19 protein-coding genes are annotated in these 17,502 nt (G+C 35.4%); 5 read left to right on the top strand and 14 right to left on the bottom strand.

The window, feature by feature from the left end:
* Positions 1-239 precede the first annotated feature (239 nt).
* Positions 240-944, top strand: a complete 705-nt coding sequence (locus R4Z09_RS06990) for a Crp/Fnr family transcriptional regulator (protein ID WP_338451619.1) — start codon at positions 240-242, stop codon at positions 942-944.
* Between the two features lie 47 nt (positions 945-991).
* Here R4Z09_RS06990 and R4Z09_RS06985 read toward each other — a convergent pair whose 3' ends face one another.
* Entirely contained in the window at positions 992-1,471 is a 480-nt protein-coding gene (locus R4Z09_RS06985) for a DUF456 domain-containing protein (protein WP_338451618.1), read from the bottom strand.
* Positions 1,472-1,620: 149 nt separating this feature from the next.
* Between R4Z09_RS06985 and R4Z09_RS06980 the strand changes: the two genes are divergently transcribed.
* A complete protein-coding gene (locus R4Z09_RS06980; RefSeq protein WP_338451617.1) occupies positions 1,621-2,394 on the top strand; it encodes a DUF1189 domain-containing protein in 774 nt (257 codons plus the stop codon).
* 52 nt (positions 2,395-2,446) lie between these two features.
* Here the strand turns inward: R4Z09_RS06980 and R4Z09_RS06975 are convergent, their stop codons facing one another.
* The 9 genes from R4Z09_RS06975 to R4Z09_RS06935 all read right to left on the bottom strand — a co-directional run bounded on the left by R4Z09_RS06975 (position 2,447) and on the right by R4Z09_RS06935 (position 9,091).
* Positions 2,447-2,797 carry a 2Fe-2S iron-sulfur cluster-binding protein gene (locus R4Z09_RS06975; protein ID WP_338451616.1) on the bottom strand — a complete coding sequence of 117 codons (351 nt, stop codon included), beginning with the start codon at positions 2,795-2,797 and terminating at the stop codon, positions 2,447-2,449.
* Positions 2,798-2,870: 73 nt separating this feature from the next.
* Positions 2,871-3,551, bottom strand: coding sequence for a GntR family transcriptional regulator (locus R4Z09_RS06970; RefSeq protein WP_338451615.1), 681 nt, complete (start codon positions 3,549-3,551; stop codon positions 2,871-2,873).
* A 37-nt stretch (positions 3,552-3,588) separates the two neighbouring features.
* Complete coding sequence (locus R4Z09_RS06965; protein WP_338451614.1) at positions 3,589-4,119, bottom strand: chromate transporter; 531 nt, start codon at positions 4,117-4,119, stop codon at positions 3,589-3,591.
* On the bottom strand, positions 4,116-4,709 hold the full coding sequence (locus R4Z09_RS06960; RefSeq protein ID WP_338451613.1) for a chromate transporter: 594 nt from the start codon (positions 4,707-4,709) through the stop codon (positions 4,116-4,118). Before R4Z09_RS06960 ends, R4Z09_RS06965 begins: the two co-directional genes overlap by 4 nt.
* Positions 4,710-4,816: 107 nt before the next feature.
* Positions 4,817-5,296 (bottom strand): heme-binding protein, encoded by a 480-nt coding sequence (locus R4Z09_RS06955; protein WP_338451612.1) that lies wholly within the window; start codon positions 5,294-5,296, stop codon positions 4,817-4,819.
* A 28-nt stretch (positions 5,297-5,324) separates the two neighbouring features.
* Positions 5,325-6,788 carry an aldehyde dehydrogenase family protein gene (locus tag R4Z09_RS06950; RefSeq protein ID WP_338451611.1) on the bottom strand — a complete coding sequence of 488 codons (1,464 nt, stop codon included), beginning with the start codon at positions 6,786-6,788 and terminating at the stop codon, positions 5,325-5,327.
* Positions 6,789-6,924: 136 nt separating this feature from the next.
* Positions 6,925-7,656 carry an iron-containing redox enzyme family protein gene (locus R4Z09_RS06945; RefSeq protein WP_338451610.1) on the bottom strand — a complete coding sequence of 244 codons (732 nt, stop codon included), beginning with the start codon at positions 7,654-7,656 and terminating at the stop codon, positions 6,925-6,927.
* 239 nt (positions 7,657-7,895) lie between these two features.
* Complete coding sequence (locus R4Z09_RS06940; protein ID WP_338451609.1) at positions 7,896-8,693, bottom strand: creatininase family protein; 798 nt, start codon at positions 8,691-8,693, stop codon at positions 7,896-7,898.
* A gap of 68 nt (positions 8,694-8,761) precedes the next feature.
* Entirely contained in the window at positions 8,762-9,091 is a 330-nt protein-coding gene (locus tag R4Z09_RS06935; RefSeq protein ID WP_338451608.1) for a 2Fe-2S iron-sulfur cluster-binding protein, read from the bottom strand.
* A 259-nt stretch (positions 9,092-9,350) separates the two neighbouring features.
* Here R4Z09_RS06935 and R4Z09_RS06930 point away from each other — a divergent pair, with 259 nt between their 5' ends.
* Positions 9,351-9,686 (top strand): hypothetical protein, encoded by a 336-nt coding sequence (locus R4Z09_RS06930; RefSeq protein WP_338451607.1) that lies wholly within the window; start codon positions 9,351-9,353, stop codon positions 9,684-9,686.
* Between the two features lie 402 nt (positions 9,687-10,088).
* Positions 10,089-11,468: a hypothetical protein gene (locus R4Z09_RS06925; protein ID WP_338451606.1), complete on the top strand. Its 1,380-nt coding sequence runs from the start codon at positions 10,089-10,091 to the stop codon at positions 11,466-11,468.
* 68 nt (positions 11,469-11,536) lie between these two features.
* Here R4Z09_RS06925 and R4Z09_RS06920 read toward each other — a convergent pair whose 3' ends face one another.
* The 4 genes from R4Z09_RS06920 to R4Z09_RS06905 form a co-directional block, all read right to left on the bottom strand.
* Positions 11,537-12,226, bottom strand: coding sequence for an NAD(P)-binding domain-containing protein (locus R4Z09_RS06920; RefSeq protein WP_338451605.1), 690 nt, complete (start codon positions 12,224-12,226; stop codon positions 11,537-11,539).
* 94 nt (positions 12,227-12,320) lie between these two features.
* A complete protein-coding gene (locus R4Z09_RS06915; protein WP_338451604.1) occupies positions 12,321-13,766 on the bottom strand; it encodes a hypothetical protein in 1,446 nt (481 codons plus the stop codon).
* 548 nt (positions 13,767-14,314) lie between these two features.
* Positions 14,315-14,989 carry a GntR family transcriptional regulator gene (locus tag R4Z09_RS06910; protein WP_338451603.1) on the bottom strand — a complete coding sequence of 225 codons (675 nt, stop codon included), beginning with the start codon at positions 14,987-14,989 and terminating at the stop codon, positions 14,315-14,317.
* 80 nt (positions 14,990-15,069) lie between these two features.
* Entirely contained in the window at positions 15,070-16,809 is a 1,740-nt protein-coding gene (locus tag R4Z09_RS06905) for a methyl-accepting chemotaxis protein (RefSeq protein WP_338451602.1), read from the bottom strand.
* Positions 16,810-16,986: 177 nt separating this feature from the next.
* On the opposite strand from R4Z09_RS06905, the gene R4Z09_RS06900 reads away from it, so the two are divergent.
* Positions 16,987-17,331 carry a hypothetical protein gene (locus R4Z09_RS06900; RefSeq protein WP_338451601.1) on the top strand — a complete coding sequence of 115 codons (345 nt, stop codon included), beginning with the start codon at positions 16,987-16,989 and terminating at the stop codon, positions 17,329-17,331.
* Positions 17,332-17,502 lie beyond the last annotated feature (171 nt).

Raw genomic sequence — 17,502 nt, 5'->3', positions numbered from 1 at the left:
ATTTTTAACGCAAACTTCTTTTTCTATTCATTAGAATGATTTCTCCTTCAATATTATTTAACCATAATATTCTTTAGGCAAAAATTCGAAAAAATGTCATGAATAGCCCCATCAGCAAGCTGTCAACGATATTAGTCATATCTTCCACATAATACATCCTATTATTTTCCAATAACTTATTGAACCATACCCGTTTTTTTGATTTAATCAAATTAGATAAAAAAAGGGGTGTAGCAGTCATGTTTGAGGTAAAGGAATTAAACATTTCCCTTTATAGTTTATTAATTCAGTATTTTATTGACAAAGAGCCGCTACAAAGATTTTCTGCAGGTTCCTACTTATTTCAGGAAAAAGAAGAAGTTGAGAATATTTACTTATTATTAAATGGAAGCGTTTCTGTGGGACGAGTTCATGTAAAAGGAAAGGAATTTATACTTAAAATATTAAGCGGAGAAGAGTTAATTATTGAGTATGAATTATTCAAAAAAAAGCCTACCTATCATTTTTTCGCAAAAACATTATCAAACTGCGAAATGCTGGTGATAAAAAAATCCCAGCTCGAAGAATATGCTTTAAGAGAACCGGATGTATTAGGTGCTTTAACCAATTGGCTTAGTGTTCGATATATTAAATCAATGATAAAATGTCAGGATTTAATCATGAATGGAAAAAAAGGCGGTCTATACTCTATTCTGATTCGATTATGCAACAACTACGGTATCGTAACTGAGAACGGAATTCTGATTGATTTGCCCATTACCCATCAAGAATTAGCCAATTTAACATTTGGCACACGAGAGGTCATTCAAAGAATGCTGAAGGAACTCCGTGAAAAGGATGTACTGACTTACGAGAATCAACGATTTACGGTTAAAAAAATATCTTATTTAAGACATGAAGTAGATTGCCAGCACTGCAGCAAAGAAATTTGCGGGATTAACTAGTCCATTTAATTTTAAACATAAGACGAGGGTGTACAAAAACACCCTCGTCATATGACCCAGATAAAATATAGAATCATCACAAGCTGGATTATTCCTTTCGTTACCACACTGCTGATAAACCCTATAACAGATCCAAAACCTATTTTCACCGCTTCTTTTATATTGGTTTTATGTACAATCAGCTCTGCAATAATTGCACCAATAAATGGTCCAAGAATTATTCCAAAAAACGGAATAATGAAAGGTCCTACTAGCAATCCAATCGTACTCCCCCAAACCCCTGCTTTTGACCCGCCGAATTTTTTAACTCCAATCATATTGGCAATATAATCTGCCCCGAACAGCAATAGCACAAACAGGACTTGAATAAGCCAAAACATCCAATTAAAAGCATCGAATGAAAACAAAAATCCGTACAAGAGAAAACCTGCAAATATGAATAAAACACTTGGTATGACAGGATAAATCAGCCCGACAAATGCTACAATAAATAAAAGGATAATTAATCCCCAATATAGATAATCCACCCGATAACCTCCTGCAAAATATTTACTTGCTATTTGTATACGATTAAAGAGACCATTTTATCTCATTATTTTCCCATTTTTTCATTAAATTGTACAATTTAGTAGGAGAAGGTTACAATAGGAAGTGAATTTTTGTAGGGGTGTGCCAAATGAATATATTAAAACAGCTTTTCGTAAGTCTTTACTCGCCAAAAGACATAGCAGCCTTTCGAAAACAGGGGATTGGAAAAACCATTTTATATGTCTTTTTCCTAACCCTGCTATCTGTACTGCCAAGCTTTTACTACTTTAGTACTTCTATTACGACAGGATTAGGCGCGATTCAAAATACAATAGAAAGTGAAGTTCCATCATTTACAATTGAACATGGTGAATTGAACATGGAGCGAAATACACCTATTACTTTAAATAATAGGGATATGACAATTATTTTTGACAGTACCGATACTCTTGATCAAGCTGATGTATCACGTTCCGAAAATACGATTTATTTCTTAAAAAATGAATTTGCCTATAATATTACCGGTCAAACACAATCATTTCCGTATTCCATGCTTGGTGATACTACAGTAACAAGAGATGATCTTTTATCACTGATTCACTCATTAGATTCGATCTTACCATTAGTGATTCCCATTTCTTTGACGGTCATTTATCTTATGTCAGCTGCCATGAAGTTTATTGAAATAACCGTTCTTGCACTCTTTGGTCTGGCCTTAAGAAACTTAACCGGAAAAACCATTCATTATAGTCAATTATTCCGATTAGCAGCCTACAGTGTAACCCTACCAACTATTTTCTTTATTATCATGGACAGCTTGCGGACGATTGTTCCAAACGGTTTTATCATCCACTGGTTTGTGGCTATTATGATGCTAATGCTCGCTATCAAGGAAATCCCATCTAATAAAAATAATGGATAAAAGCTAAAAAGAAACTCACCCCAAAAATAGAATCTGGGATGAGTTTCTTTTTTTACTCTCCTGCAGGTACTTTTGCCTTCAATTTATCCGGTTTTCTTTTTATAACCGTTTGTCTTATTTCTTCATCCCAAGAAATACTAATGTCTCCATTCGTTACAAACGTCTGACAGCCTAAACGATATCCTTGTTCCAGCAGTTCATCACCTAATTTTCGTCTTTCCTGAACTTTAACTTGATCTAAAAACTCAGCACCTTCTTCAATTTTACAAACACAGTTACCGCAAATTCCTCCCCCGCATCGATTTGGCAGCTCGCCATCATAACGAAGGGACATTCGTAAAACACTGGAATTCTCTGGTACTTCAATTATCTTATTGCTTGTCGTAAAGTTAATTTTTGGCATAATGTCATTTCCTCCTACTTATCAATTAAAATACTTACTTTGAATTTTCGAAATATTCGACCGAACGATTTAACTACTTTTTAAGTCTTTCTTTTAATTGATCCATATAAATGATATAGGCTTTTTTTGAATTTTCTATATGAATTTTCATTAGATATTCTGCCATTTCTGCTTCTTGATTACGCAATGCCGTCATGATGTTAATATGCTCTTTTAAAGATTCTTTTCTTCTACCCGGCGTTTCATATCCCATATTTGCAGACATATGAATATAGTCAATAAGACCGGAGAGGATTTCAAACAGTTTCGGACTTTTTGAAGCTTTATTAATCAAATGGTTCATTTGAATATGTTCAAGATTAAAATTATCTTCATTTTTTTCTTGAATTTCCATAAGCTCTTGAACTTTTAAATCCAAGACTTGTTGGGTTTTTTTATCCATTCGCTGCGCAGCTAACTTTACTGCAAGTACTTCTAAAGAAGATAAAATCGTAAACACCTCAATTACTTGTTCTTTAGAGATATTAGATACCACAACACCTTTTCTTGGAACCGTTTTGACATACCCTTGAGACTCTAAGCGAAATAGTGCTTCCCTTATGGGTGTCCGGCTTATATTTAACTTCGCAGCAAGCTCTCTTTCAATTAGCCTGTCTCCAGCCTTGTATGTACCTTCAAGAATTAAATCCTTTAGATACAAATAGGCATGTTCTCGAACTGAAAGGAGGTTGTTTTCCTTCCATTGAGCTTCCATTCACTCCCCTCCTTTTTACCTGCTGAACAACTCCTCTTTATGATAGAAACACACCACCATAGAATAGTGCTCCAACAATCACTAAAGAGGGATGAATCTTCCACTTGCTTAATGTTAAAAAGCTAAGCACAGTTAATAATAATAGATGAATAATTCCACTGTTTTCAAAAGCGGTTAAAAAGAATTGATAGGCCATTACTGCAAGTAGCACTGCAATAATAGGCTGAACTGATTTTGTCATCAGTTTCACTTCTGGTGAATCTTTAAATAAATCGACAAACTTAAATAGAATAACTACGGCAACTGCTGATGGTAAAATTGTGCCTGCAAGTGCAACAATGGATCCTAATACTCCGCCAATCTCATATCCAATAAAACCAGCAAGCTTTGTTGCAATTGGACCTGGTAAGGCATTTGCAATGGCCAGCAAATCGCCAAATTCAGACATTGTCATCCAGTCATAATTATTTACTACTTCATTTTGAATTAACGGTATCGTTGCAGGACCCCCGCCATAACCCAATAAATTTGCGATGGTGAATGACCAAAACAGATCCCAATATATCATAAGCTTTTTTCCTTTCTTTCAATAATAATCTCTGTTTTCTGAACGGCTTTTTTCTTCTGGCGCGCAATGAAAAAGGCAGATAGTAAGAAAGCTGCAATAAGGATCCCCGGGTGAAGGCCTATGATTTGCATAGTGACAAAGGAAATGATTGTAAAGATAATCATTTTTGACAATCCCAAGCCTTTATGACCTTTTTCGTAGAATCGATAAGCCATTTCAGCAAGCATAAAGCCAATGACAGGGGTAACACCTAGAACCATACCACTAACAATTGGAGAATGACGAAATGAATAAAGTACACCTAATAATCCAATTAATGCAATGATAGATGGCAAAATATGAGTCAGAATGGCCACAATCGCCCCAAGACTTCCATTTACTTTGTAACCGATATATGCGGCCATTTTTGTAGCAATTGGTCCTGGTAACGTATTAGCTAAAGCCAAAACTTCACCAAACTCCTCTTCTGTCATCCATTTATATTTTTTTACAGCCTCGTATTCAATTAATGGGATTGTTGAAGGTCCTCCTCCATATCCCGTAACACCTGTACGGGCAAATCCAATGGCTAATTCAACGTAAGGATTCAACCTCAATCTCCTCTTTTCTTAAAATAAGTGACTATCATTCTAATGATCTATTTAATAAAGACCTCATTTCACCATAAAAGATAGAATGAATGAGGTCCCAGCTATTCTTATTTCTTTATATCCGCATCCGTAATGACTTCATAGCCCTTACTTGCAACTAACTCCTGTAAAGCTTTTAAAGCAGCTGTACCTACTGCAGTATCTTGTTCACCATTTCCGCCGCTAATACCGATTCCTCCCACTACTTCACCGTTTACTACGATTGGGAAGCCTCCGACAAAAATGGCAAATTTTCCATCAAGCATATGCTGAATTCCAAATGCTTCATTACCAGGCAATGCAGGTCCATTTGGCTCTTTATTAAATAAATGTGTAGAACGCTTATGTCCAGCAGCAGTAAACGCCTTCGCGATCGCAATTTCCGGACCTGTAATACGGGCACCATTCATTCTTTCTAAAGCAATGACATATCCGCCATCGTCAACAATCGCAATCGTTTCTAATACATTGATTTCTTCAGATTTCTGTTTAGCTGCTTCAATCATTACTTTTGCTTCTTCTAACTCTAGTTTTAAAGATGTCTTCATTTATATTCTCCTCTATCTGTTTTGTTAATTAGTAACCAACATAAACTGTTTTTACTTGTGTGAAAAATTCCAATCCAACTCTGCCTGATTCACGGAATGTTGACGTACTTGATTTTTTCAAACCGCCAAATGGAGCGTTCATAAGATTTCCTGTTGTAGTACGATTTACTTTAACTGTTCCAGCCTGTATATCCTTTGTGAACTGATGTGCTGTTTTTAGATTATTTGTAATGATGGAAGCAGATAAGCCGTATTCCACATCATTCGCTACCTCAATAGCTTCTTCATACGAATTTACTTCAATAATCGCAATAACTGGACCGAAGATCTCTTCTTTTGCAATTCTCATGCTAGGACGAACATCTGTAAAAATTGCCGGCTCGACAAAATATCCTTTTTCATACTCTCCATTTGTCAGCTGCCCGCCGCCAAAACAAAGAGTTGCACCGTCTTCTTTGCCGATTTCAATATAATTCAATACATTTTTCAGCTGCTTTTCATTTGCTAACGGGCCAATTTTCACACCGTTTTCAAAGCCATTGCCAATTTTTAACGCTTTCGTTTTTTCAATTAATTTTTCAACATAAGCATCTTTTACTTCCTTCATAACAATAACACGGCTTGTTCCGGTACATGCCTGACCTGTTAATGAAAATCCGCCATTAACAGTCAAAGTTGCTGCCTGCTCAACATCTGCATCATCCATGACAATAATCGGGTTTTTACCGCCTAATTCCATCTGTGTTCTAGTTGTAAAGGAAGATTTTTGATGAATGTCTTCACCTGCTGCTGTTGAACCTGTAAACGTTACCGCCTTAATCGCTGGATGAGTGACTAACAAATCTCCCACATCAGAAGCCTTCCCTGTTACTAGATTAATAACGCCTTTTGGTATACCTGCATTATGTAATGCCTCAACAAGGCGTACAGCTATTAGAGGGGTATCTGATGAAGGTTTAAAAACAACAGTATTTCCTGTGATTAAAGCTGGAGCGATCTTACGAGAAGGAATCGAAATAGGAAAATTCCAAGGAGTAATGACACTGATAACTCCAAGTGGTTCTCTCTCAGTTGAAACTTTCATATTTGGATCATCATTTGGAAAGGTTTCACCTGTAAAGCTTTGCCCTTCGACCGCATAAAACCGTAATGTTTGTGCCGAGCGAATGACTTCATTCTTTGCATCATTAACATGCTTACCTTCTTCTCTTGTTAATTCGCTGGCAAGAGCGTCAGCATTTTCTTCAAGGATAGCTGCAGCTTTATTCAAGATGGCTGCCCGTTTAGAGGGAGCTGTTTGAGCCCAAGCTGGAAAAGCTTCGATAGCTGCATCAATAGCCTGCTTTACATCTTCTTCGTTAGAGGCTTGAAAAATCCCCACAATTTCTTCTTTATTAGCTGGATTGATATTGGTAAATGTTTTTTGACTTACAGATTCCGTCCATTCACCATTTATATAATTGCTATATGTTTCTACTTTTGTTGTAAGCACTCTATCACCTGTTTCCTATAATTTATCTTTTAACCTTCTTAAAAAAATGGGCCGTCATGTTAAATCTTGCTTTCCAAGATTATATTTGACGGCCAAGAAGAGGAGGGTGTACTCCCCTTCTATAGTCATTACTTTATTACTTTGTTTCTACTAAACTTCCAAGATCTTGCTCTAGATATTCTCTCCATAAACCATCCATGTACATTCTTCTCATGTTTGCACCTACACGTACAATTTCGATACAGCGTTGTTGTAATTCTGGTGTGTTAGCATGGTCAAGAACGATTTTATAACCGCGTTCACCATGGATTTCATCAGATACGATGTGAAGGTCAAAGAATTCGATTTCTTCATCTGTGAATCCGTATTGCTCACGTAGTGCTGGAGTTTGCTTACGGTAGATATCAGGTACTTGAGATTCTAATCCTACAACTAACGCTGCAGTTGCTACAACAAAGTGTTCACGGGCAGCAACTGAATAGCACCAGCTTTGAAGACCTAATGTTGTAGCTGCCATGTTTTTCGGATCTTGAACTCGTTCACGAGTTGTACCACAAGCTTCAGCAAAACGGATTAGCAGGTCTGTATGACGGTCTGCAGCGATTTCTTCTTCATACATATTTTGTAATGTGAAGTCTTTTGCTGACTCATACTCAGGAATGTCTGGAGTATTATGATAGATATAAGCTAAGTAGTTTGCGAAAGGTCCTACATAGTGATAGTGGTTTTCAGCCCATTTTGCAAAGTGCTTTCTTTCTAATTTCCCTTCAGCCCAAGCAACTGTGAATGGAGCCTTTTGACTGTGATTACCTTTAATAGCATCCTCTAATTCTTTACGAAACTCGTCTTTTGATAATAATTTAGTCATTATAATTTCCTCCTTAATTGTTTACCAAGTTTAAATTTTTATAATTTGGCATTTGATATTTTGTATACCAAATACTTTAAAAATAAAAGGGTTATGATCTTGTTATTTATGTAGTCTATCTTTTATTTTTATTTTGGTATTTGGTATACCGTTAACTAGATATTAAACTATGCTTAACCATTTGTAAATAGTGTTTTCTAAATTTTTTAAAAATTTTTATTATTTCTATATTAGGCAGGTTAATTATATACATCAACCTCAATATTTAATAACGTATATAATTCCTTTGCTAAGTTATCCAATGCTTCTTCTACTATTTGTTCTCCAATTTCTAAGCTGGCATTTGTCGCGTCACCAATACACCCATTTTTCGTCATTTCTTCATAGGCATAAAATCCTTGAATTGCTTTTCCTGGCCGTAATTGCTTCCATCTGCCCTCTTCCTGGATAGCTCCTTTTACTATTTTATCCTTGCGAACGAGTTCAGGTGCTAAATATAATGCTTCTGATACTTCACGTTCACAGCTGTGACCAAATAGTTTTGACTCAACCAGACTGCCGATGGCATTTTTGGCAGACGCAGTTGTTTTTGCATAATATACTTCAACATTTAATTCATCTGACAGCATTAATGATGCTACATTCAATGTTGATTGATTACCGCCATGCGAATTTAATAGTAAAAACTTTTCTACCCCATGGTGTTTTAATGATGTGATCATATCTCTAAGAATTGCAATCAATGTAGTAGGCTGCAGTGAAATGGTACCAGGAAAATTTAAATGATGCTGTGAAACTCCCATATTTATCGTTGGAGATACAAGCGCATAGGGATACATTCTTTCTCCTAGTCTTTTTGCCATTCTATCCGCCAGTACGGCATCGCAGCTTTCAACCATATGCGGACCATGCTGTTCATGTGCACCAATCGGGATAATTGCAAATGTAACAGTTTGTAATGCTTCCTTAACTTCTTCCCATGTCATAGCTGTTAGATCATAACAAGCCATATAATCACCTGCTTTTAATTTATTCATAAGTCAATTTTCTAGCATACGTTTTTCTTGATCTCCAATAAGGTATTTTGTATACCTTAAAAATATGACTAAATGGTTGGTGATAATTTCTTTTTAGGGGGATCTATTTTGATATTTTCCTGAGAAATTTCAATATTTTTCTGTACAGTCATTTGACATGTTAAACGATAGCCTTCATTTAATTTGTCACCAAGCATCTTCTCTTCCTTCCAATTCGGTGGTGTTACCCCATCAGCTCCATCAATAACCTGGCATACGCATTTTGTACATCTTCCCATCCCACAACCATATTTCAATTGTGGAAACTGACGTGTTCCGGCTAAAACTACTAAGTTAGCATTATCTTTCACTTCTTGTTCAACAATTGTTCCGTCTACATGAAGAATAACCTTTGGCATACAATCGCCCCTTTACTGTATTTTCTAAGTTTTTCGAAAACTAAATTAATTATACTAAAACATTTATAGAAAAGCAAAAACAACATGCACATAATGTTATTTAAAAATTTAGAAAATTATGTTGAATATTTTTCTATCATGATTTAAACTTATAAACAAGCAATTTGGTATACAATATTCCAATTGCAACAAAATACCTGTTAACACTTTCAACTTAGAGTCGACATACAATTTATTCTTTAAAGGGAGTGATAGATGAATGGAAAAATATACTGTTCTGACGAACAAAGATACTTTCCAAACTGTACTGGAGAACGATGCTCTAGAAATCATTGAATCGTACCAATTTTACTTTTTTGACAGTCTGAAGGCTACCTACACGATTGCTAAGATCGTCGATGACAATGCGAAAATCAAATTATATGAGAAATACGACGGCAAAGAATATGTGAACAACATCCATGTGAAATTTTTTGAAACATTCCCAACAATTGAAGAAGCACGTGAAGAATTAAATGAAATTGTTAAAGCTTCTGGTAATAGCGAGGATTCTCAGCATTCTAAATTAATCAAATCTGAAAATGCCAATGTATGATGATTATTTCATATTAATCCCGGAGAGAGTATATATCTCTCCGGGATTAATATTTTGTTAAGAAAAAGGGAGATATTAAACCAAACAAACAAAAAAATAAACCGTCCTGCAAGAGTGACGGTTATAATAGGCATATATGTTAAAACTTTAATAATTTTCTAAGAATGGCTAATTTCTTTTCAGTCTTTGCAACGGCTTTCTGAGATCCAAATAGATAGTTAAACATAATTCTTACCTCCGGAAATTCATTATTATTTCTACAATTTGATTATACAATGTTTTAAACAGATTGTATACCAAATACCTAAATTTATGGTTATTTTATTTATAATTAACGAAAAATCAGACGTTTGGTATACCATAAACCGATTGAATCCATTTTAAAAAGGTTAGGGTGATGTCATGTTAAGATTATTATTCTTATCCGCTATACTGCTTTATTTACTATCAACTCTGCTCCCGCAACTAGGTATCAACCCGTATATATCTATACTATGTCTAGTGATTGTTCTAAGTACACTTGGAATAGTCAAACGGTTCGTAAGAATATTAGGAAGTATTTTTTTATTACTGGGATTATTTTTGCTCTGGACTAGCGGCGCAGACTGGACCCATTATATCTCTTCATTTGGTTCTATGCTCGATTTACTAACACTATTTTCATTGGTACCTATTTTAGGGATCCCCATTAAACTAGGTGAGTATAGTGAGAGTATCAAAACGGTCATTCATAAAAAGGTAAAAACCACTGGAAAACTATATATGTTAACGTCTGGTATATCATACTTCTTTAGTATCTTTATGAATCTGGCAACACTGCCAATGGCTTATTATTCTATAAGACCAGCTTTGGAGAGCTTTCCCATTAAACAGGAAAACCGCTTTTTGAGCAGGGCCATAACACGAGGATTTGCGATGCCATTGCTGTGGGCTCCGGTCACTCCTATTGTAGGGATTGTTGTTGGAATGACAAAGGTGAGTTGGCTTTCCATTCTTCCATATGTCTTACCGTTAAGCATATTTGGACTATTATTGGATTGGTTATTAGGCAGACAAAAATCAACGAAGAAAATAGAAGACGAAGAAGCAGTCACTACCCCTGAATTGGCTGCCGCGAAGGAGAGCAGTCTTAAGGATTCCCCATTTAGGGTTCTGCAGATTTTACTCGCTATCGTTCTATTTATCATTGTCATATCGACATTAGATGCATACTTTGATTATTCTTTTATCATTCTTGTATCTTTATTGGTTATTCCATTTTCGTTGATCTGGGCATTATTATTAAGGAGAGGCAGTGACTTTTTTACGCAGCTGATTGATCATTTTAAATCCTTTACAGTCAGTATGAAAGATCAATTTTTTATTTTCTTATCAGCCGGCTTTTTGATTTCAACAATACAATTCTCTCATACAAATGAGTTTATTAATGAGCAGACTCTTAACATGATAAATGTTATGGGTGCAGAATTCTTCTTACTATTGCTGCCTTTGATACCTATAGGTCTTGCCTTTATAGGCCTTCATCCAGCAGTTAGTCTTTCTTTAGTGGCAGGTGCACTTAATCCAAGTGTGCTTGGGATTTCACCCTATATCGTAACCGTTGCCATGTTAATTGGTGCTGTAGGCTCATTCTTAGTTGGACCATACAATGCAACAATGGGACTTATGTCTAACATCATTAAGGAAAGTTCATTTAAAGTTTCCAATTGGAATCTTGGTTTTACAGGTCTTTATGTAGGTTTTGCGATGGTTTATCTAATTATTTTGGAAATGTTCATCTGACTCGCCAAAAAACCCGGAGAAAAATTTTTGTTTTCTCCGGGTTTTCTTTTATCATAGCCTCTCTCCAATTATTCTGCTTTTGTGCCTTGCAATTCCTTTACAATCTCCTTAGCAAAATGTCCAAGTGTCCCGTTACTGTAGGAACGGATCACTTCAGGGGCAATTGATGTTAATGCTCTTGCAGCATACTCCGGGTCCAAGGCTTTTTTGGCAAAAATTGATTCCAATTCGATTGCAGCTTTTGCTGCATAATAAGTTGCCAATGTATTTACTTCAATCAATCGTTCCTCAGTATCGAGTTTAATTCTACCAATGCTTGAAAAGTATTCCTCGATTTGTGTAGGCAGACTTGTCTCTGAAATAAAAAGCCCATCACCGTTTTCCAAAAGATCCCTTGAGTGTCCCATATATTTAACACCATAAACATTCAATAAAGGAAACTTTTTACATATCTCTATTGTCGATAAGGCTGTTGCCATATTCACAATTTTAGTATTTCCTAAAGATATATCCTCTGCCAAGAGAGATGAAATAAAAGGGATGATGCCTGCTGCAGAAAGAGCAAGAATGATAACATCCAAGTTCTCAAGTTCCCTTTTATTAATCGGATAACTATTTTCATATGACTGGCAAAATTGGTCAAGCTTTAATGTATCTGGATGATAAACACCAATTGCTTTCTTCATTTGATCCCATTGTTTAACAAGAGAGGTGCCTAATCGCCCAATTCCTACTAATCCTACTCTTATCTGTTGCATCCCTTCACTTCCTCAATTTTATTTTTCCTTATGATTCATTCTTCCAAAAGCATACTTGAATATGGCAAAAAAACAGGGAATATCCCTGTTTTTTTTACCATATTAGAACCGCTGCCACTGTCGCAATACTTAGTCCAATTATGACGGGAATAAAATTCTTTCTTGCCAGCTCCATTGGAGATACCTGAAGAAATCCTGCAATTGCAACAAGTGACGACCAAGCAATAATTGTACCTCCGCCAGACCACACAGAACCCATTTGACCAATAGCAGCAAGTGTGGCAGCATCAATTCCGCCGTTCGCCAATGCACCGGATAAAGCGCCTGTCAACGGCAGTCCTGCAAAGCCTGATCCGTCAATACCAGTAATTAACCCAATTATTAATATCCCAAATCCAGCAATAAATGGACTTTGCGGAATATAATCTTGTCCTGCCTGAATCAAATCAAAAAGGAATCCAGGTACAGGCTCATTTTCACCTAAGGAAAGGATAGCCGGTGAAAAGTCTGAGCTTCCCATAAAGAAATAACCAGCGATTGGAATAACAGGTGCCATAGCTCTGAATGAAAACAAAAATCCTTCTGTCAAATGCTCACTAATTTTTTCAAATGCATGTAAGCGGTTAAATGCAATGGTAGCCAAAATCAATAGGATCACGGCTACCCCGCCGATTAAGGCAGCACCATTTCCACCTTCTAACCCGGAACCGCCGCTTACTTTAGCTTGGAACATAAAAATCATAATAGCCAGCATTGATAACGGTACAAGAACAGCAAACAGGCTTCCCCATCTTTGTTTATCTTTAGTCAGTTTCGGGCCATCTTCAATTGTTGCAGCCATTTCATTTGCAGCATCCAAAAAGGCTTGTCCTTCTTGCGTAGTCGTAACTTCTGTCTTAGAAGTTGATTTAATTCCTTTGCGTTCTTTTAAGTAAACGATTACAAGTGCACTGAATCCTGTTATTAAAGAAAGAATTAAAACTTTATCAGATACTGCAGCTGTTTCAATACCTGCAGCCTTTGCACTAATCATTGGAGCAACCTGCATAATATAGTCAGATGATAAGGCCATCCCTTGACCAGAGATACAAACAACCATTGCTGCAGTCATAACTGGTAAACCTGCCTTTACTGCTGCCGGTACTAATAAAGCACAGACTAACGGAACAGCTGGAGTTGGCCAGAAAAAGAGCGATATAATATAGGTTACCGCCATTAAAATGATATAGGATACATGACCATTCACCATGATCTTCTGTAAAGGAGCTACCATTTTATTGTCTGCTCCTAAGTCTTTTAATGAATTAAGTAGCGCAATCATGATTGAGATAATTAGGAATATATTAAAAAGCTCTTTAGCTGCTACTAGATTAGCGTTAAAAACTGCTTGAAAGCCAGAGATTATACTGCCATTGTAAGTTGCAGCAACTATGAAAGTTCCAATGAGTGTTGGTAGAACAACGCCTTTTCTTAATAGCATTGTCAATATAACAGAAACCGTGACCACTACATACAACCAATGTGCTAAAGTTAGTTCCATATATTCCCTCCAAAGTCAAATTTTATAATTGCTAACTACTTTTCAAAGATCTTTATTTTTGTATTTACCATTTCGTATTTTGTATACCAATAATAAAAAATAAGATCCTTTGAAAATCGGCTATTTGCCATTCCCCCTCTTTCCATTTCACGCTCCTCCCAACATTTATTGTAAATGTATCGACCATCCTCCTTTTCACTATAGACGTATTGAAAATAATATATCATTAAATTAATGTATTGTACAACAATTTTGAAAATTTTATAAATTAAATATTTTGAAAATTATCTGTTGTCACAAAACCCTATATTTGATATTATTTTTACTAAGTATTTTTTTAACGTATGAGAGTCACCTCTCCCTCCCTCCAGGTGATTCTTATACCCTTTTCTTTTTATGAAAGAATTTGTCATACATAAAATTAATTTCTTTAAGTATACGACAATAGGAATAACCTGTATGTTTTCCTGGAAGATTTTCTTACATATATTTTTCCAACGTATGTTTCAAAACAAAAAAAGAAGAGGTAGACTCTTCTTTTTTATTTGTTAATCATTTTTATCACGATTAACTGCATCAATATACGCTTTTTTAGAATTTTCAATATGGATTTTTGTGAGATATTCCGCCATTTCTGTTTCTTGATTTATGATCGCCTTCATAATTTCGATATGTTCCTTCATGGACTGTTCTGGTCTTCCTTCTTTACGATATCCGGTCTTAGCAAAAGCCCGAATATAATCTGATAATCCACTTAACATTTCAAAAAGCTTCGTATTTTTAGCAGAACGATATAAAAGGTCATTCAATTCATTATGTAGGGCAGAATAATCCGTACTGTTGTTATCTTTCAAGTAGTTTTCTACTTTTTCGATACTGGCTTGGAATCTCTGTTTTGTCTCTTCGTCTAATTTTTGTACTGCTAATTTTGCCGCTAAGACCTCTAAAGAAGAAAGAATGGTAAATACCTCTAGTATTTCTTTTTCAGTAATATCTGCAACAATTACACCTTTTCGGGGAACTGTTTTTACAAAGCCAAGTGATTCTAAGCGAAACAAAGCTTCACGTATTGGTGTACGGCTAATATTTAACTTTTCTGCCAATTCTCTTTCTACTAACCGATCTCCTGTTTTTAATTCCCCTTCAAGAATAAGATCTTTCAGGTGCAAGTAAGCTCTTTCCCGTATCGAGATAAGATTTTCCTCCGACCAATTGTTTGCCACTTGTCTCCCCTCTTCCAGTTCTGTACATTATCCAAAGTATAGCTTACATGCCCCAGAAAAATCAATAATATATATCATACTTAACTATTAAACTGGAATTCATTTGTCAGTCTTTTTAGTAAATTTGACAACTCTATCAGTCTATTTCCTTCTTCCTGATTCATTTTGACTTTGGCCTGCTGCAGCTCTGAGGCATTTAACATATGCTCTGAACTTTCATAAGTTTGCTGAGAAATAGAAACAAAATTCTCTGTAGCCGATTCCATTGTCGGAAGTGTCTCATTTAGTAAAGAAAGCTGTTTTTGACTGTTTTCTATCATACCACTAACCTCTTCAATTTCTCTCATTAAAACATCAAACGATTTTCTACTTTCTTCTACAGTAATAAATTTTGATTCTAAATTAATTAACATTTCATCAAAATCATTTGCTGCTTTAAAAGAAATTACCTCCATTGTCTCAATAGTTTTTGAAATTTCCTTAGTGGCTAAAGATGATTGATCAGCTAATTTTCTAACCTCATGAGCCACTACTGCAAAGCCTTTTCCAGCTTCTCCAGCTCTTGCAGCCTCAATGGCAGCATTTAATGCTAATAGTTTGGTTTGCTCTGCTATTTGCTCAATTATGGTAACAACACTAGCAATAGATTTAGAATGAACCTTAACAGATCGTACGGTTTCTGAGATATCTTTAAACTCTAATTTAAAACCTTCAATTGCACGTACCATTTCACCAATATTCCGGTCTCCTTCCATTGCACTTTCATTCATACTTGCTGCTTTTTGAATCATCCTATTCATGCGGTCAAATATTTGATTAGTGGATTCTTTCATGTTCTGAAACTTTTCAATACTATCCTCTGAACTGCTTACCGTTTGTTCTGCCCCTGCTTTAACGATACGAATCGCCGAAAATAATTGTTCATTTTCTTCTATTACTTCACTAGATGTTACTTTAAGTTTTTCACCTGTTTTCGTTAAATCATTTGTTGTCGAAGCTATATTAACTAACAATCCCTGCATTTGAGAGATCATGGCATTAAAACTCTTAACAAGTGATGTAATCTCAGGTATTGTTGTCTTCGCCTCAACGTGATTCTCTAAATTTCCTTCACTCACCTTTTTCATTACTTCACGCAGGTTGGATAGCGGAAGAGTTAGACCCCTTACTAATAAGATAATGATAAACGACGTCACAATTACGCTAATAACGGAAACCAATATGATGTCTCGTGCCATTTCATTCAGGTTTTGCAAATATTGTTTTTGAGGAATGGCTATTGTATATATTCCTTTTAACTCCTGTACTTCCTTAAAAGAAATAGAGTACATCTCACCATTTACATTATCATGAATAATTCCGTCTTTTTTATTATTAATTAAATTTATTGTCTGTTTGTTAAATTTAATTGAGGTATTGCGACTAATCATGAAAGGTTCTGCACCCTTATCTGTAATAAGAAAATAATCTCCGTGCAGACCATCCTTAGCAAGACTTGCTTCATGTTTTTTTATCATCCTATTCATTTCTGAAATAAACTTCTCATTATCTCCTACGTATAAGAGCATTAAACTCTGTGCTAAATCATAAACATTCGTTACCTCTTTCTTCAAACGTTCTTCCATTAAATAAATCGTTGTTTCTTTTGATTTTATATATGATATGTATGAAACTGTTGAATCAGTAAGGATTAATAGGCTTAGAAAAACGAATAACAATCTTGTCTGTAATGTAAATTTAGATGATATGTCATCATATAATCGTTTAAAGTTTATTGGGGACCTATTTAATTTATGAAATCCTCTCATGTTGTTACCCACAAAATAACCTCCTGCTAGTTCTTCTTTCCTCATTATCACAAAATACTATTAAATTTTTGTAAAAGAATAGTAAGGATTTTATTAATTTAGGTATATTTTCCTAAACGGATACATTTGTTCTATTAGATCTTGGATAAGCATACAAATGGTATTAAATAATAGCTGGGAGGAAGAAATGTGAAGCGGTTAGTCGGAGTAATCATTGCCATTATTATCTTATATTCCGTCTACTATGACTTAAGCCAAGGTACTCTTCCTGCAAATATGATAAAGGAAACAGCTGTTTCCAAAATGAGCACAGATTCGGAATCGAGCCGGGAAGAAGCTCGGCCTTACTTTGAAGAAAAAGTGGGTGCAGGTGACACAGTTATATCTATCCTTGAAAATCATCTTAATGATTCTATTTCAGTGCCAATAACAGAAGTAATAGCTGATTTTAAAGAGTTAAACAATGGTGTTTCTCCCCAGGAGATTCAACAAGGAAAGGTCTATAAATTTCCAACATACCCGAAAGAACAATAACTTTATCAGCATGTTCTGGAAAGATTCTTCCCATCAACTTCCTTGTCAATTTCCCATGTTCATTGCTACAATAAAAATAGTCTTGTAAAATAATGAGTGGCGGCTGCGGTATCTTTTAAAGCCCCACACTTTATTTTCAAAATCTAATCTCCATTCATAACCAATATGTTA

The organism is Niallia oryzisoli, assembly GCF_036670025.1.
Lineage (GTDB): Bacteria > Bacillota > Bacilli > Bacillales > Cytobacillaceae > Bacillus_BD > Bacillus_BD oryzisoli.
This window is presented reverse-complemented; position numbering and strand designations above follow the sequence as displayed.

Coding starts and splice junctions, on each gene's coding strand:
- R4Z09_RS06980 (WP_338451617.1), top strand. CDS start 1,621: ATGAATATATTAAAACAGCTTTTCGTAAGTCTTTACTCGCCAAAAGAC.
- R4Z09_RS06935 (WP_338451608.1), bottom strand. CDS start 9,091: ATGCCAAAGGTTATTCTTCATGTAGACGGAACAATTGTTGAACAAGAA.
- R4Z09_RS06945 (WP_338451610.1), bottom strand. CDS start 7,656: ATGACTAAATTATTATCAAAAGACGAGTTTCGTAAAGAATTAGAGGAT.
- R4Z09_RS06970 (WP_338451615.1), bottom strand. CDS start 3,551: ATGGAAGCTCAATGGAAGGAAAACAACCTCCTTTCAGTTCGAGAACAT.
- R4Z09_RS06925 (WP_338451606.1), top strand. CDS start 10,089: ATGTTAAGATTATTATTCTTATCCGCTATACTGCTTTATTTACTATCA.
- R4Z09_RS06920 (WP_338451605.1), bottom strand. CDS start 12,226: ATGCAACAGATAAGAGTAGGATTAGTAGGAATTGGGCGATTAGGCACC.
- R4Z09_RS06955 (WP_338451612.1), bottom strand. CDS start 5,296: ATGAAGACATCTTTAAAACTAGAGTTAGAAGAAGCAAAAGTAATGATT.
- R4Z09_RS06930 (WP_338451607.1), top strand. CDS start 9,351: ATGGAAAAATATACTGTTCTGACGAACAAAGATACTTTCCAAACTGTA.
- R4Z09_RS06965 (WP_338451614.1), bottom strand. CDS start 4,119: ATGATATATTGGGATCTGTTTTGGTCATTCACCATCGCAAATTTATTG.
- R4Z09_RS06990 (WP_338451619.1), top strand. CDS start 240: ATGTTTGAGGTAAAGGAATTAAACATTTCCCTTTATAGTTTATTAATT.
- R4Z09_RS06975 (WP_338451616.1), bottom strand. CDS start 2,797: ATGCCAAAAATTAACTTTACGACAAGCAATAAGATAATTGAAGTACCA.
- R4Z09_RS06915 (WP_338451604.1), bottom strand. CDS start 13,766: ATGGAACTAACTTTAGCACATTGGTTGTATGTAGTGGTCACGGTTTCT.
- R4Z09_RS06940 (WP_338451609.1), bottom strand. CDS start 8,693: ATGAATAAATTAAAAGCAGGTGATTATATGGCTTGTTATGATCTAACA.